At 48.2% G+C, this 14,578-nt stretch carries 16 protein-coding genes and 1 riboswitch; of the genes, 13 read left to right on the top strand and 3 right to left on the bottom strand.

Going from position 1 to position 14,578, the window contains the following annotated elements; translation table 11 throughout:
* Positions 1 to 6 precede the first annotated feature (6 nt).
* Positions 7 to 1,590, top strand: a complete 1,584-nt coding sequence (gene hcp / locus PXC00_RS12975; RefSeq protein ID WP_275844149.1) for a hydroxylamine reductase — start codon at positions 7 to 9, stop codon at positions 1,588 to 1,590.
* Positions 1,591 to 1,659: 69 nt separating this feature from the next.
* The gene (locus tag PXC00_RS12970) at positions 1,660 to 2,070 is read left to right on the top strand and encodes a hemerythrin domain-containing protein (protein ID WP_275844148.1); all 411 of its coding nucleotides are present in this window, start codon (positions 1,660 to 1,662) and stop codon (positions 2,068 to 2,070) included.
* A 43-nt stretch (positions 2,071 to 2,113) separates the two neighbouring features.
* Here PXC00_RS12970 and PXC00_RS12965 read toward each other — a convergent pair whose 3' ends face one another.
* Genes PXC00_RS12965 through PXC00_RS12955 form a run of 3 tightly spaced genes read right to left on the bottom strand, consistent with a single transcriptional unit; the run spans position 2,114 to position 3,521 of the window.
* Positions 2,114 to 2,446: a DNA/RNA nuclease SfsA gene (locus tag PXC00_RS12965; protein ID WP_275844147.1), complete on the bottom strand. Its 333-nt coding sequence runs from the start codon at positions 2,444 to 2,446 to the stop codon at positions 2,114 to 2,116.
* A 15-nt stretch (positions 2,447 to 2,461) separates the two neighbouring features.
* A complete protein-coding gene (locus tag PXC00_RS12960) occupies positions 2,462 to 2,824 on the bottom strand; it encodes a PDDEXK family nuclease (RefSeq protein ID WP_275844146.1) in 363 nt (120 codons plus the stop codon).
* Positions 2,825 to 2,837: 13 nt separating this feature from the next.
* Positions 2,838 to 3,521: a Crp/Fnr family transcriptional regulator gene (locus PXC00_RS12955; protein WP_195377295.1), complete on the bottom strand. Its 684-nt coding sequence runs from the start codon at positions 3,519 to 3,521 to the stop codon at positions 2,838 to 2,840.
* Positions 3,522 to 3,623: 102 nt separating this feature from the next.
* On the opposite strand from PXC00_RS12955, the gene PXC00_RS12950 reads away from it, so the two are divergent.
* From PXC00_RS12950 to PXC00_RS12900, 11 genes are all read left to right on the top strand, one after another.
* Positions 3,624 to 4,802: a 2-hydroxyacyl-CoA dehydratase family protein gene (locus PXC00_RS12950; RefSeq protein WP_316935002.1), complete on the top strand. Its 1,179-nt coding sequence runs from the start codon at positions 3,624 to 3,626 to the stop codon at positions 4,800 to 4,802.
* A gap of 49 nt (positions 4,803 to 4,851) precedes the next feature.
* On the top strand, positions 4,852 to 5,250 hold the full coding sequence (locus PXC00_RS12945; protein ID WP_187035388.1) for a hypothetical protein: 399 nt from the start codon (positions 4,852 to 4,854) through the stop codon (positions 5,248 to 5,250).
* Positions 5,247 to 5,960 carry a 4Fe-4S binding protein gene (locus tag PXC00_RS12940; protein WP_187035387.1) on the top strand — a complete coding sequence of 238 codons (714 nt, stop codon included), beginning with the start codon at positions 5,247 to 5,249 and terminating at the stop codon, positions 5,958 to 5,960. The genes PXC00_RS12945 and PXC00_RS12940 overlap by 4 nt, the downstream gene beginning before the upstream one ends.
* A complete protein-coding gene (locus PXC00_RS12935; RefSeq protein WP_275844144.1) occupies positions 5,960 to 7,192 on the top strand; it encodes a 2-hydroxyacyl-CoA dehydratase subunit D in 1,233 nt (410 codons plus the stop codon). Before PXC00_RS12940 ends, PXC00_RS12935 begins: the two co-directional genes overlap by 1 nt.
* A 4-nt stretch (positions 7,193 to 7,196) precedes the next feature.
* Positions 7,197 to 8,003: an acyl-CoA dehydratase activase gene (locus PXC00_RS12930; RefSeq protein ID WP_275844143.1), complete on the top strand. Its 807-nt coding sequence runs from the start codon at positions 7,197 to 7,199 to the stop codon at positions 8,001 to 8,003.
* 144 nt (positions 8,004 to 8,147) lie between these two features.
* Positions 8,148 to 8,234: riboswitch (cyclic di-GMP riboswitch) on the top strand.
* Between the two features lie 491 nt (positions 8,235 to 8,725).
* Positions 8,726 to 9,139: a sigma-70 family RNA polymerase sigma factor gene (locus tag PXC00_RS12925; RefSeq protein WP_275844142.1), complete on the top strand. Its 414-nt coding sequence runs from the start codon at positions 8,726 to 8,728 to the stop codon at positions 9,137 to 9,139.
* 573 nt (positions 9,140 to 9,712) lie between these two features.
* On the top strand, positions 9,713 to 10,090 hold the full coding sequence (locus tag PXC00_RS12920; RefSeq protein WP_275844141.1) for a recombinase family protein: 378 nt from the start codon (positions 9,713 to 9,715) through the stop codon (positions 10,088 to 10,090).
* A 13-nt stretch (positions 10,091 to 10,103) separates the two neighbouring features.
* Positions 10,104 to 10,259 (top strand): SHOCT domain-containing protein, encoded by a 156-nt coding sequence (locus PXC00_RS12915; RefSeq protein WP_275844140.1) that lies wholly within the window; start codon positions 10,104 to 10,106, stop codon positions 10,257 to 10,259.
* A 92-nt stretch (positions 10,260 to 10,351) separates the two neighbouring features.
* Positions 10,352 to 11,998, top strand: coding sequence for a recombinase family protein (locus tag PXC00_RS12910; protein WP_275844139.1), 1,647 nt, complete (start codon positions 10,352 to 10,354; stop codon positions 11,996 to 11,998).
* The gene (locus PXC00_RS12905; protein ID WP_275844138.1) at positions 11,998 to 12,873 is read left to right on the top strand and encodes a recombinase family protein; all 876 of its coding nucleotides are present in this window, start codon (positions 11,998 to 12,000) and stop codon (positions 12,871 to 12,873) included. The genes PXC00_RS12910 and PXC00_RS12905 overlap by 1 nt, the downstream gene beginning before the upstream one ends.
* Entirely contained in the window at positions 12,867 to 14,504 is a 1,638-nt protein-coding gene (locus PXC00_RS12900) for a recombinase family protein (protein WP_275844137.1), read from the top strand. Before PXC00_RS12905 ends, PXC00_RS12900 begins: the two co-directional genes overlap by 7 nt.
* Positions 14,505 to 14,578 lie beyond the last annotated feature (74 nt).

Here is a 14,578-nt window from a genome sequence, read left to right as displayed (position 1 = left end):
ACGATTATGGAGAATATGTTTTGTTTCCAGTGTGAACAGACGGCAGGCGGCAAAGGCTGCGCCGCCGCTCAAGGAGTATGTGGAAAGAAACAGGATACTGCGCTTTTGCAGGATAAGCTGACCGGCGCATTAATCGGGCTTGCCCGCACCGCGAACAACAATGTTCCGGACGCAGCGGCAACCCGTGCAATCATTGAAGGGCTTTTTGCCACGGTCACCAACGTCAGTTTTGACAGTACGGCCATACGGCGTCAGATCGACGAAGTGCACGCGGAAAAGGCAAAGCTTCCTGGGTGCGCCTGCTGTTCGTCGGGCTGCGGCAATGATTACGATATGAAGGAATTATGGAACGACAATGAAGACATCCGATCGCTCAAATCTCTGATTTTATTCGGAATGCGCGGCATGGCCGCCTATGCGTTCCATGCGCTGATGCTCGGCTACACCGACGATAAGGTAAACAGCTTTTTCTATAAAGGCCTTTTGGCTGTCGGCTCCAATTTGGACATGAATGATTTACTGCCGCTGGTCATGGAAACAGGCAAGGCCAATCTGAAATGTATGGAGCTGCTCGACCGCGCCAACACCGAAACCTATGGTACGCCTGTGCCCACAACGGTTCCGCTAACAATAGAAAAGGGCCCGTTCATCGTGATTTCCGGACATGATCTGCACGACCTGTACCTGCTGCTCGAGCAAACAAAAGGCAAAGGCGTCAATATTTATACCCATGGGGAAATGCTTCCTACCCACGCTTATCCTAAGCTGAAGGCATACCCGCAGCTGAAGGGCAACTTCGGCACCGCCTGGCAGAACCAACAGAAGGAATTTGCGGATATTCCGGCCCCGGTGCTGTTCACCACAAACTGCCTGATGCCCGTCAAAGACAGCTACCGTGACCGCATCTTTACCACCGAAGTTGTTGCCTACCCAGACATGGTACATATCGGAGACGACAAAGATTTTGCTCCGGTGATCAACAAGGCTCTGGAGCTCGGTGGCTATCCGGAGGATAAAATCATGACCGGCATCAACGGCGGAACTCAGGTGACAACCGGGTTCAGCCATGGAACGGTGCTCTCCGTGGCTGACAAAGTGGTCAACGCGGTTAAATCCGGAGCAATCAAACACTTTTTCCTCGTTGGCGGCTGCGACGGTGCAAAACCGGGCCGCAATTACTACACCGAGTTTGTAAAGAAATCGCCGAAAGATAGTATTATTCTTACGCTCGGCTGCGGCAAATACCGCTTTAACGATATTGATCTCGGTACCATCGGCGGGCTGCCCCGCATCATGGATATGGGGCAGTGCAACGACGCTTACAGCGCCATCCGCGTCGCTCTCGCCATGGCGGAAGCTTTCCAGTGTGGCGTCAACGAGCTGCCGCTGACAATAGTGCTTTCCTGGTACGAGCAAAAAGCCGTGGCGGTCCTGCTTACGCTGCTTTCTCTCGGCATCAAAAACATTTATCTGGGCCCAACGCTTCCCGCTTTCGTCTCGCCGAACGTTCTGAATTATCTGGTTGAGAACTTCCAGATCACGCCTACAAGCGACCCGGAAACCGATCTCAAAAAGATATTGAACCAATAAAAACGCAGGGCGAGGCAAGCCGATTTTCTTCAACTTGCCTCGTCCTTTCAGTAGAGAGGAAGCATATACATGAATATATCGGACTTAAAAAGACAGCACACAGAAATTTTGTCGCTGATCGCGAGTATTGAAACTTTAAGCGCCGAAAACATTGATTCGGCGGCAAAAGATATTGTTTACAACATAAACACATTATCCGGAAAAATGAAGATGCACCTGCTGTCGGAAGATCAATTCTTGTATCCGAGCCTGATGAACAGCAGTGATAAACGGATAAAAGAAACGGCCTGCAAATTTTCTGAGGAAATGGGAGGTCTTGCGGGCGCTTTTCAGCCTTTTGTCAAGCAATATAACGTGCCGTCCGGAATAACACAGCAGAAGGACAACTTTTCAGCGGAAAGCAAAAAAGTTTTCGGACTAATCAAAGAGAGAATTGAAAACGAAGATAGAAAGTTGTACCCGCTGATTGAAAAATTGTGAGTTGATATGAATTCAGGGACTACTGTTTACCGACAGTCATTTGCTACAGCACGATATTGATTGGTTGATCCAGCCATATTTCATCCGGGGAAGCACAGCAATCGAAAGCCAGCAGGGTTACGCCGTATTTCCGGGCATCCTCCATGGCCGTTCCGAATGCCGGATGGGTCCGCCGCTTTTGGGACAGATACCGGACATTTTTCATCTGGATTACAAAAACAAGAAAAGCAAGATAGCTGTCCTCTGTGGCACGGCAAAGCCCGTGAATGTGTTTGACGCCCCGTTTCGTAGGCGCGTCTGGAAAGAGCACCGCGCCATTTTCCTCAAGCGTGACGCCTTTCACTTCGGCAAACGCCTTTTGCAAACCGTTTTTCATGTAAAAATCGAACCATTAATCGCTGTAGCGCGTTTCCGGTTTTAAAACTTGTGCAAGGCCCGACAGTTCAATTTGTCCTTGTTCTATCGCTTCGTGAAAAGCCTTATTTGGGGCAATAGAATCGATATTAACGATACTGCCAAACTTTTTAACACTGATAAGAGTATAGTTGGTTTTACGGGCAGAGTTTAGATTTTCTTCAAGGTAAGCGGTACAGCCCGGTACCAGCAGTTCCAGGCACCGGCCCGTATTGTGAACATGAGCCTTTACTTGTTCGCCCTCAAGTTCACATTTGGCAATAAACCGGTTTGGCCGGAGTCTGAATACCGCTTTATGTATGTTTCCGTATTTCATAACACCTGTTTTCACTCGTTTCACGTATTTATTTGCATCAGGAGTCTATATGCAGTTTGTTCAGCAAATCGACATCCATGATTGTGATCTGTTTTGGATCATAGGTGATAAGGCCGTCTTTTCTCATTTTATTCAGCTCTCTTGACAGAGATGGCCTTTGGACCCCTATTTTTTCAGCCAGTTCTTTTTTGGTCATATTCAATTTAATAGTAGTTGATTTTTGTATGTGGCATTCATAAAGCAAAAACTCAATGATACATTGTCTGATTGTCTTTAACGTTAATATTTTAATCTTGCCTGTTAAAATAAGCGTTTTATCGGATACAGACTGGAGAAAGCCCTTCAGAAATTTACTGTTATCTTGGCACAGCTTCAAAATCAATTCTTTCTTGATCTGGAGAATTTTCGCATCACACTTTGCGGTGATTGTCATGGGATAAAAGTTTCTGTGTGAAAACAGGAGATTTTCTCCCATAACCTCACCGGCCGAAAAACTGCAAATCGTGAGCATATCCCCATTCGAATCAATTTTTTGTACCGAAACAGTCCCACTCAAAATGATGTCGAGGTTTTCACATTTTTCGTTCTGAAGATGTACCACGGAATCTTTGGTATAAGTTCTGATATGGTAAAGATTATTTTGAAACAATTTATCTAACTCATCAGAAGAGAAGCAGTTAAATAGATCAACCGTTTCAAGTATCGAAAATAAATTATCCAAAATAGCACACCTTTCTTGAAAGGAGTAACCATGGTTACTCCTTTCACTTTTTTTTTTGATTATAATACAAAAGTATCAAAGATGAAAGGGGCCCTAAATGTTTTGGATAAAAAATATGAGGATCAAATCCTGAAATCGATGGATGCCGTGCGCGAAAAAGCACCAGATATCCCTCTTGATTATTTTTTCGATATCTGGAAGGGATTCTGGTTTGGTGAACAAAAGACAGAAATGCCGTCCATAGCGGTATTGGGGACTGGTATTCCCGAATTATATATCCGGGCTACCGGCGCGAAACCGTTATTTTTGCTTGGCGGTAATTACTTTACGGATCAATACGCAGAACAGGTGTTTCCGCAGATTTCGGACCCTGTGTTGAAATCTGCAAGCAGCATTCTCTTTTCCGAACAGCTTGCCTGCATGAGGGATATTACCGCGATGGTTGTTCCGGTGAGCAACGCAGATACGCGTAAAGTTCTGCCTTATTTCAAGGATCTGGGGCATCCGGTAATCGTGATGGAGGAGGAGCCGTTTCTGGATTCAAAAGCCACATCACGGTTTCGGTCGTCACAGATGGATTTAGTTATGGAGCTGCAAAAGCTCACACACCGACCGATCACCGCCAAGAGCATCCGAACTGCCGCGAAGCAAATCACCAGCGCACATGATGCCATCCGGCGCCTTAAGACTATGGATATTCCGCAAATCGCAAAGGATTTTATCAAGCAGACCTATTATCTTGCTCCTGACATTCAGGAATGGACCGACCGCGTGAATGGATTCGCCGAGGAAAACCTGAAGCCGATGCCCGAAAACCGGTCCCATCTGCTGCTGATCGGGTCACCGATCTTTTTCCCGAATGTCAAAATCCCGACTGTATTACATAATGTCGGCATCCGAAATTATGAGAATCACTGTGGAGTCCCTGATCCGGAGGATTACACAGAGCTTATGGAGCATGATCCTTCCTCGCTAAATTCCATGTTCAGGGATCTGAATGAACTTCATTACAGATCGGCACAAAACGATATTGCTCGCGCACTGTGTTCTGATACTTCTTTCCTGCAAAACGCCAGCGGCGTCATCTACCATCTGCTCAAGGGGCAACTCATGTATGCTTATGAAGCGAATCGGATTGAAAAGGCCGCCATCAGGGCGGGGATTCCGTTCGTCTGCATTGAAACGGATTATACGAATGCCGATATCGAACAGATCAGAATTCGCCTGGAAGCTTTTTCTGAACTGCTGATGCAGACCGGAAGACTGTCCGCAGCAATATGAAAATGAATACTCACCAGTTTATAAACTCAAAGCGATTAAGGAGGAACTTATGTCATTCAGCTTTCTTTTACAAGAACTGCATCGAAAAGTTATGGAAAAAACAAAAGCGGCAAAAGCACACCGCGGAATAATAACCATCGTGATTGCCGCCATTCTTGTTACAATCGTTTTTTTCGCTGTCAAAGCAAATCTTGCGCAGAATCCAGCAGGCCGGACATTAACTCCCGTTAGCAGCACTACTCAAAGCGACGAAAGCACGACAATTCCAAACGGCGGTAATCAAAACGAAACCGCTATGCAGGCTAAGACGCTCAAGCGTATCGAAAATGTTGCCTCTATTTTGGGTATTGCCGTGTTGACATCGGGAGGCATGACAGTCTATTACAGAAAAAAGAAAAACCGCGTTAAACCGCTTCCGGTACTGCGGAGTGAGGAGGAAACACATTGAAGCAGCGTAAAATTACAGCTTTTCGTATCACATGTCTTCTGATTGCCGCTGCCGTGCTCGCTTTCCTTGGAAGCAGATACCGGATTATTATTTTATTGCTCAGCATCTTCAGTGCTCTAGTTTTTGGGCGTCTCTGGTGCGGCTATGTTTGTCCGCTGGGATTTTATCAGGAACTACTTTCAATGCTTCGGAAAAAACTGCATATTCCGACGTTCCACGTGTCATTAAAGGTGAAATCCTATTTGCGTCCGCTGAAATGGATCATACTTGTATATTTTCTGGCCAGCGTTTTGTTTTTTGGGCTGCGCCCAGTTATGTATATACGGCCCGACCTTTCCTTCAGCAGCGCAGATATGAGTATCTATAAAATCATTATTGTCGGTATTGTAACGGGAATTTGTTTTCTGAAAGAAAGGGCGTTCTGTAAATACTGCCCGCTAGGGACACTCCGGGGCTTTGTCAATAAAATCAGCTTCGGAAAAATTAAAAAGGACGGCACCGCGTGTACACACTGCCGCGCTTGTCTTGAATGCTGCCCAATGGATATCCGTTCTATTTATGAGGAGCGCAACAAATCCGATATCACTCACTCGGATTGTATCTACTGTATGAAATGCATTGAGGCATGCCCGGAGCAGGATGTGCTTTCCTTTACCCTGTTTGGGAAAAAGGTATTGTCCTCCAAACGTAATAGTAAGCAGGTGAAATAATGGAAGAGCGTACATTAGAACGTTATAAGCGAAATATTTCGCGTGTTTCGGCTGGTTCACTGAAACAGTTGACGTCCGCGCGGGATATTCCCGATGGGCTTGAATATTTTACGGATGTTCTTAATAGAACATTTGTCGATTTTAAGAAGGATGACAACGAGTACATAGGCAGCTACTGCGTGATGGTGCCAGATGAAATGATATACGCATTCGGCTACAGGCCACTTCGTTTATGCGCTGGGCACAGCGTTGCGGCAATGATCGGAGACGAGATCGTCCCGCGCGACGCTTGCCCGGTCTTGAAAGCAACCGCGGGATTTCATGCGATGCGCGTCATGCCAATCTATCAGCAGTGCAGGCTGGCGGTGCTGCCGATGACCTGCGACGGCAAACGGAAGAGCGCGGCGCTTTTGTCGCAGTATCTTCCGGTTATTCCCTTGCCGATTGAAATGGATAAGTCGGAGGAACGCTTTGCGCAGAACCTGCAAAACATGCATGCTCTCATGAAAAGTATTTCCAAAGAAACGGGCCGCAGGTTCTCCAACCGGAAACTGATTGAATCCTGCAAAAGCATTAATGCGGCACAGCAGGAAGCATATAAACTATACGGCTTGCTCTCATCCGACAATCCGCCTGTCACGGGTTCACAGGTTATGGCTGTGCTGAACAGCTATTGCTATGATACGCCGGAAAGCTGGGCGCAGCACGCGAAAATACTAAATGCCGGACTTTCCCAAAAAGCAGCTGCCATGCAGCCTTTGAAAAGGAAAAAGCCGCGTATCTTTATCGCAGGCTCTCCCATTACATTTCCAAACTATAAACTGCCGTTTTTGATGGAAGGTCTGGGGGCACAGATTGTCGGAGACGAGACGTGTATGGCGGGGAGGCTTTTATATGACCCCGTTGTTCCTGATGAGTACAGTACAGACGGCATCTTACGTGCGCTTACGGCGCGATATGTCTGCGCATGTACGTGTCCGGTATTCGAGCAGACGGACGATCGCCTCAGCAGTCTCACAGAAAAACTGCGTCAGACGAAAGCGGAGGGCGTTATTTATCATATCCTGCGCGGCTGCACGCCTTACGACTTCGAATTGTCCATGGTGGAACAGCTGGCAGATAAGCTTGATATTCCGGTTCTGCGTGTGGAAACAGATTTCTCCGCCGAGGATGCAGAACAGGTAAAAATCCGTCTGGAAGCGTTTGTTGAATTGATAGAACAAAGGAGATAAATACATGGGAAACTATTATGTGGGGCTGGATGCCGGTTCGACATACCTGAAAGCGGCATTGATAAAGGATAACTGTGTTTTAGGCGCTGAACTTCTTCCAACAGGCATCGACTGTGAGGAAACTGCGGGCAAATTGCTGGAAAAGATCTATGCAAGCCAAAGTATCACACGCAATGATATCGCCGTGATCACCGCAACCGGATACAGCAGGCGCAGTATCGGCCTCGCAGATGCCACAATTTCAGAAATCACCGCTCATGCCTGCGGTGTACAATTGACAGCCCCTGAAAACGTGCATCCGCGCTTGATCATTGATATCGGAGGCCAAGACAGCAAGATCATCAGCCTTGGCCCCGATGGACATATCGTTAATTTTACAATGAACGATAAATGCGCCGCTGGAACAGGAAAGTTCTTGGAGGTCGTGGCTGATCTTCTGGAAACTACCATTGATCAGATTGCTTCGCTTGCGAAAGAGAGTACAGACCCCTGTCAAATCAACAGCACCTGCGCCGTTTTCGCCCAGACGGAAGTGATCTCTCTTCTTGCTCAAAAGAAAAGCCGAAGTGATATCCTTGCAGGTATGCATATAGCCATGGCAAACCGTATCGCCAAAATGGCGCGTAAATATAAGTCGGATGGCGATGTGATGATGACCGGAGGCGGCGCAAAAAATGATGCGCTGCGCCTGGCACTGGAGGATGAGTTGATGTGTGATATTTATAAAGCCAATTATCCGCAGTACAACGGTGCAATTGGAGCTGCTTTAATTGGTATGCGGAATGCTGAAAAAGAATTTAAAAAGTCATGAAAGTCATGAGGGAACTGAAAACCACAAGGCACTATCCGGTAGTTCACTGGAAGGTAATGTGAAGATGGTGTTCCCTATACTTTAGGTGGCTTACAGTTGCAAATCGAACGTATCGGCCCCAGTCGGTGGTATTCAGTAACAAAATAATGCTAAGGGCAAACTTGCTGAAAGGCAAGGACGCAAAGCCGAGGGTCTAAAGTGCAACCGCATGATGACAGCCTGGCCACCGTGAAGTGCGTATTAGACCTGCCCTTTTTGCGGCAGGTCTTTTCATAAATGGGTATAAAAGGAAACCGTTACCCGCCCAACAAAAAAAACGTAAGTTTGGCGGGTCAGTTTTTATGCCTGAATAAACCATTTTCTTTTTCCCTCCAAGCTTACGGGTTTGGAGGGCTTTTCTATGCGTGTTCGATATGTTATGAGTTTCAGGCGACCGCTGTTTATCAGCGGTCGGGCGTGATGAAGCGGACATCTATCTGCTACATAGTTTCTTAATCGGTAACTCGTCAAAAAAAGTCTATGCTGCGCATGGGCGCAGAGCGGTTACAAACACGAACTGACAGAACGTGTTCAATACGAACATATCTACAAGAGTGTATCAACGGACGACTATGTCCGCTGGTGCGCTCTTTTTGCGTTTTTAAGGGATATTCCCCGCTGCAGATTGCCGCCTTCTTGTCCTTCGTTTTCAACCAAATTTTGAAAATCAGGAGGACAAGCATATGTCGGAAGATAAAAAATATACGATCCTTGTAAAACACCAGCGCGTCGAAGTCAGCAAAGCGGTCTATCACGCTTACCATAAAGCGCGGGAAGCGGAACGGTATCAGGATAAAGTTGCCCGTCAATTTGAGCTTTCTCTGGAACGCTTTCAGGAGGACGGCGTTCAAGTGGAGCTTCAACTTTCCATATATGAGCCTACCGTTGAGGACAGGCTCACCCAGCAAGAACAGTTGAAGAAATTGGGGCAAGCCCTTGCTGCCTTGAATTCTGAAGAAAAGCTGTTAATCCATGAGCTGTTTTTTAACGGACTGAGCGAACGCAATCTCTCCGCAAAAATCAACGTACCGCAGAAAACTATTAATGACAGGAAAAGAAAAATCCTGCTGAAGTTAAGAAATCTCATGGAAAATTAAAAACAATCCGCTCAACCCCCTCACTTTTTCCTTTATAGAAGTGAGGGGGATTTTTATCTCTCCCGTGTTCCTTGAAAAACACCGAAATCATTCGGTTATATCCAGCAGTTCAGATACATTAGCTGTTTCGCGTGATGAGCGAAAGCGGCGTCGGGAAACACGCCAAGACCACCTGCAGGCAAGTCAGAGCTGCCTGTCAAAACGATTGCATCAAAGGTGCCGAGCGGGAAATGTTTGACCGGAAAACGATCCGTGGTGGATCGTACCGCCAAGACCGGAACAGCCTATAATGATACTTCCGTCCAGCCACAGACATCGCAATGGGGGCGGTCGCCGGAGATCCCGGCGAGGGTGAGAGTCCCATGGCAGCCATTCGTCACGCTTGCGTGACGTTAACCACTGGCTGGTCTGAATTGACTGCCCCGGCTCCGGGAAGTAGTGTCGAATAGGAGCAGCCGAAAACGAAGAACAAGTCTGGCGGTTTCATGCCAGATACCATGAGGGTAGGCGTTTTGATACGTCTGCCCTTATGCATGTGCCATGAAGCCAATAATTGCGAAGGAGGATATCGATATGGATACAAAACGAAAAGCGTGGCTTTACTGCCGTATCGACGCGCCGGAGGATACCCACGGCGCTTTAAAAAAACAGAAGGAAAAACTGGACGGATATGCACGTCAAATGGACTTCGAGGTTGTCGGGGCTTCCGAAGACTTGAGCAGCGGTCTGGATTATAACCGCGCCGGCCTAAAAGACGCGATGGCCGCCGCCAAAGCGGGTGAAGTGGAGGCTTTGATTGTTCATTCCGCCATCCGTATCGATCGCGACACAGCGAAAACCGTTGACTTTCTCCGACAGCTCAACGACTGCGGCGTGAAGGTGTACTCTCCGCTGGAAGGAGAAATCTCCGTGGAGCGGCAGGCCAAACTTTCGTCTCCATTACTCGGTTAGGAGGCGTTCAACCATGACACAGAAACAGGTAACGAATGAAATCAAATATCGGATGGCTCGAAATTTTCTAGTATCCCTTTTAAAACAGGGAAAAATCACCTCGCGGGAATACGAAAAGGCTGAGGAATACGTAGTCAAAAAGTATCGCCCGGTGCTCCGGTCGATTTAGTGGATATTGTGATAGCTATTCCCGCGTCCATGTGGTAGTGTATGTGCTAATACCAAAAAGGTATCGAACCCACAAGAAAGGAGACAGTGAAAATGAATAGCGCATACGCTCAAACCGCTGCGGGAGCGGGCAGAAACGAGATGCCGGTTGCGTGTCGAAGCCTTCAACCGCCGCAAATTCAGGTGATTGAACCCGTTCGCCCGGTTTTGGGTTATCAGCCGGAAAAGCTGCGTGTCTGTGCCTATGCCAGAGTCAGCAGCGATTCGGACGATCAACTCAATTCCTTTGCCGCGCAGGTGGATTACTATACCGAGCGTATCACCGGCAACGACGAATGGGAGCTGGTCGATATTTACGCCGACGAGGGCATCACCGGAACCCGGACGGATAAACGAGAGGATTTCCTGCGGATGATGAACGACTGCCGCAAAGGGAAAATTGATCTGATTCTGGTCAAATCCGTTTCCCGATTTTCCCGAAACATTCGGGACTGCCTTTCCGCTCTCCGGGAGCTGAGAGCGCTCGGCGTGAACGTTAATTTTGAAAAGGAAGGTATCAAGACTGACGAAATGCGGGACGAGCTGGTCATGGAAATGTTCAGCACCGTCGCGCAGGAGGAATCTTCCTCCATCTCCAATAACATGCGCTGGAGCTATCTTCACCGGATGCAAAGCGGTAACTTCATCACCTGCAAGGCCCCCTTCGGATACCGGCTGGTCGACAATATTCTGATTCCGGATAAAAAGGAAGCCCCGGTCGTCCGGGACATCTTTGCAAGCTACCTCGCCGGAAAAAGTATGGATGTCATTGCCGACCGCCTGACGAAAGACGGTGTCCCGCGCAAGGACGGTGAATCCAACTGGCACCACACGGGTATCCGGTACATTCTGACCAATGAGAAATATATCGGTGACTCTTTGCTGCAGAAGTCCTTCACCACCGATACCCTGCCGTTTCGAAAAGTAATGAACACCGGACAGAAAGATCGCTACTATGTGACGGGTTCTCACGAGCCGATCATCAGTAAAGCCGAATTCGAGCGGGTCAAGGAACTGATTGACTTAAGGCGGCGCCAATGTCCCGGCAGAGGGGAACGAAAGCAGTACAATCTAAGCCGGAAAATTTACTGCGGAAAATGCGGGGCGTCGTTTCGCAGACGATATACTAACGGGAAAGCCTATTGGATCTGCAGAACCCACGACAGAGGAAAAGATCTCTGCGAAATCCGGCAAATTCGTGAAGATGCCATCTATCAGGCGTTTATCCGCTTGTACAATAAGTTAAAACAGAACAGCCGCTATCTTTTGAATCCGGTTCTCGATCAGCTTCTGGCGTTACAGTCCATTTTTACCATGAGCAACGCCAAGGTCGGAGAACTGAATAAGGAAATCGCGGAACTCACCAAGCAGAATCTGGTACTGAATCGGCTCCGGTCGAAAGGGTACATGGATTCTGCTCTTTTTATGCAAAAAACGAATGAGGTAAACCAGAATATCGGCTTTCTGCGCGCAAAACGCCGCCGCCTGCTGGAAAGAGACGAGGACGACAAAATAATCGCCGATTGCAGGCTGCTGATCGAAATGATTGAAAAAGGAGCGCCCTGCCTTTCCGGATTCAATGAGGTGCTGTTTCACAGCATCGTGGACAAAATTATCGTGACTGAGCAGTATAAGCTGAAATTTCGGCTGATCGGCGGCTTTGAATTTACCGAGAGGCTGCCCAAGGAGGTGTTCGGGTGATGAAGCAGAACCGATATCTCCCTTTCGGATACCGCATTGTAGACGGGACGCTGACAACCGAGAAAAACGAGGCCGAAGCGGTCAGGCGGATATACGCCGATTACTTATCCGGAATGTCCTATCAATCCATCGCCGTAAAAATGTCCGCAGGAGCCGTTCCCTACAAGGCTGACAGCACGGCATGGAATAAGCACATGGTAAAACGGATACTGGAAAATCCGAGATACACCGGAGAGAAAGGCTTCCCGCCTCTGATCAATCCGAACACCTACAGGGCCATATCCGAACTCATTCGGAAGAAAAATATTCGACAGCCGCTCTCCGAGGAATTAAGCCTCATTCGCAAAAAGCTGTACTGCTACAACTGCGGAAGCCGATACGAGCGGGATGGACGCAATCCCCAGTATGAGAGCTGGTGCTGCAAAGCCGAGGGACACACAGGGCGGCGCGTTTCGGACGAAATCCTGCTGAAAGGCATTGTTGCCGCCCTGAACGCCATTATCGCGCAGCCGGAGCAATTAAAATTACGTGAGCGCCGCCCTTACGAGCCGTCGCTGGACGTCACCAAGTTGAATAATCAGATCAACCGGGAATTGGAAAAGGCCGAGGTAAACAGCGACTACGTAAAACTGCTTATCTTCAACTGCGCCGCAGAAAAATACGCGTCCTGCGCCGATTGTGGAAACGAATATTTAACGGAACGGCTTCGGAAACGCTTTCAAAATTATTTACCGCTTACTGCGTTTGATCCGGTCCTGTTTGAGAAAACCGTCAAGTGGGTACTGATGGAGCCGGACGGCACAGTGCACTTGAAGTTAATGAACGATCAGATTATCGATCCCGATACTACGGAAAGGAGTACGCCAATATGCTGACACAAACCATATCACCGGTTCAGAAAACCGTATCCGTCATTCCCGCCAATCCGAAAACGCTGCGGGAAGGTGTTCGAAAAAAGAAGCTGCGGGTGGCCGCCTACTGTCGTGTCAGCACCGATCAGGAGGAACAACAGTCCAGCTATCAGGCGCAGATCGAATATTACACGGCAAAAATCAAGGCCAACAAGGACTGGACTATGGCCGGGATTTTCGCGGACGAGGGCATAACCGGGACGTCGGCGAGAAAGCGCACCGAGTTTTTGAAACTGATGAAGCTGTGCGAAAGAGGCAAGGTAGATATGGTGTTGACCAAATCCATTTCCCGGTTTTCCAGAAATACGCTGGACTGCCTCGGTTATATCCGCAAGCTCAAGGAAAAAGGCATCCCAATCATTTTTGAAAAAGAGGGTATCAACACCATGCGGATGGCCAGCGAAATGACCATCAGTCTGCTCGGCAGCTTCGCACAGGCCGAAAGCGAATCCATCAGTAAAAACGTCACGTGGGGCAAGCGCCAAAGTTTCAAAAACGGCAAGGTTACGTTTCAGTATTCCCGCTTCCTCGGTTATGAAAAGGGCGAGGACGGCAAACCGAAGATTGTCCCGGAGGAAGCCACCATCGTCAAGCGGATTTATCAAAGCTATCTGTCCGGGTACAGCATTGCCCGAATCAAACGCGGGCTGGAAGCCGAAGGTATCCCCTCCGGCACCGGCAAAAAAGTCTGGTCAACGAACGCCATACGGTATATGCTTCAAAATGAAAAATACATTGGGGACGCTCTGCTGCAAAAAACCTACGTGACGGATTTCCTCACCAAGAAAAGCAAGAAGAATCAGGGGGAAGTTCCTCAGTATTATGTCACCGGCAACCATGAGGGAATCATCTCGAAGGAGCTGTTCAACCTTGTGCAGGAGGAAATCGCCCGGAGAGCCAGCAAGCGGAAAGTGTCGCAGAAAGCCACCAAAACCGAGCAGGGCAAATACAGCAGCAAATATGCACTGTCGGAACTGCTTGTCTGCGGTTGCTGCGGGGCGCGGTATCGGCGGGTCACCTGGGCCAGAAACGGGAAAAAGAAAATCGTGTGGCGGTGTATCAACCGCTTGGAATACGGAACGAAATACTGCAAAGTGTCCCCTACCATAGAGGAATACAAGTTGCAGGATGCCATTATGAAGGCTATTTGTGGATTTGTCGAAGATAAGGACGAGCTGATCGATACCTTGGAGCACAGCCTCCGTATGGCGCTAAACGCGGAAGATGACACCATTGATACCGCCGCCATTCAAACCCGGATTGAAGAACTGAACAAAGTCATGCTGGATTTGGTGGAATTAAACTCCCGTTCCTCCGCCAGCGCGGATTATTTTGACCAGAAATTCAAGGAAATTTCCGATGAGCGCACGGCGCTTCAAAACAGACTGCGGGATCACGAACAGCGGCAGGTTATCGCCCAAAACAGCAACGCCCGGATGAATGAGCTGTTTGAGATACTGGAGAAGGCCAATTTCAGTCTCGACGAATACGACGAGGCTCTGGTGAAACAGCTTATCTCCAAGGTGACGGTGGTTTCCGCTGAAAAAATACAGATCGCCTTCAAAGGCGGGCTTGAGGTGGAACAGACAATTTGAATACAACATGCGTAAAATTTACGACTTCCATTTTGTCCGACATAAAAACCGACCATTATAGCAGTGACTTCTTT

This window comes from Caproicibacterium argilliputei (assembly GCF_029211325.2).
Classification (GTDB): domain Bacteria; phylum Bacillota; class Clostridia; order Oscillospirales; family Acutalibacteraceae; genus Caproicibacterium; species Caproicibacterium argilliputei.
This window is presented reverse-complemented; position numbering and strand designations above follow the sequence as displayed.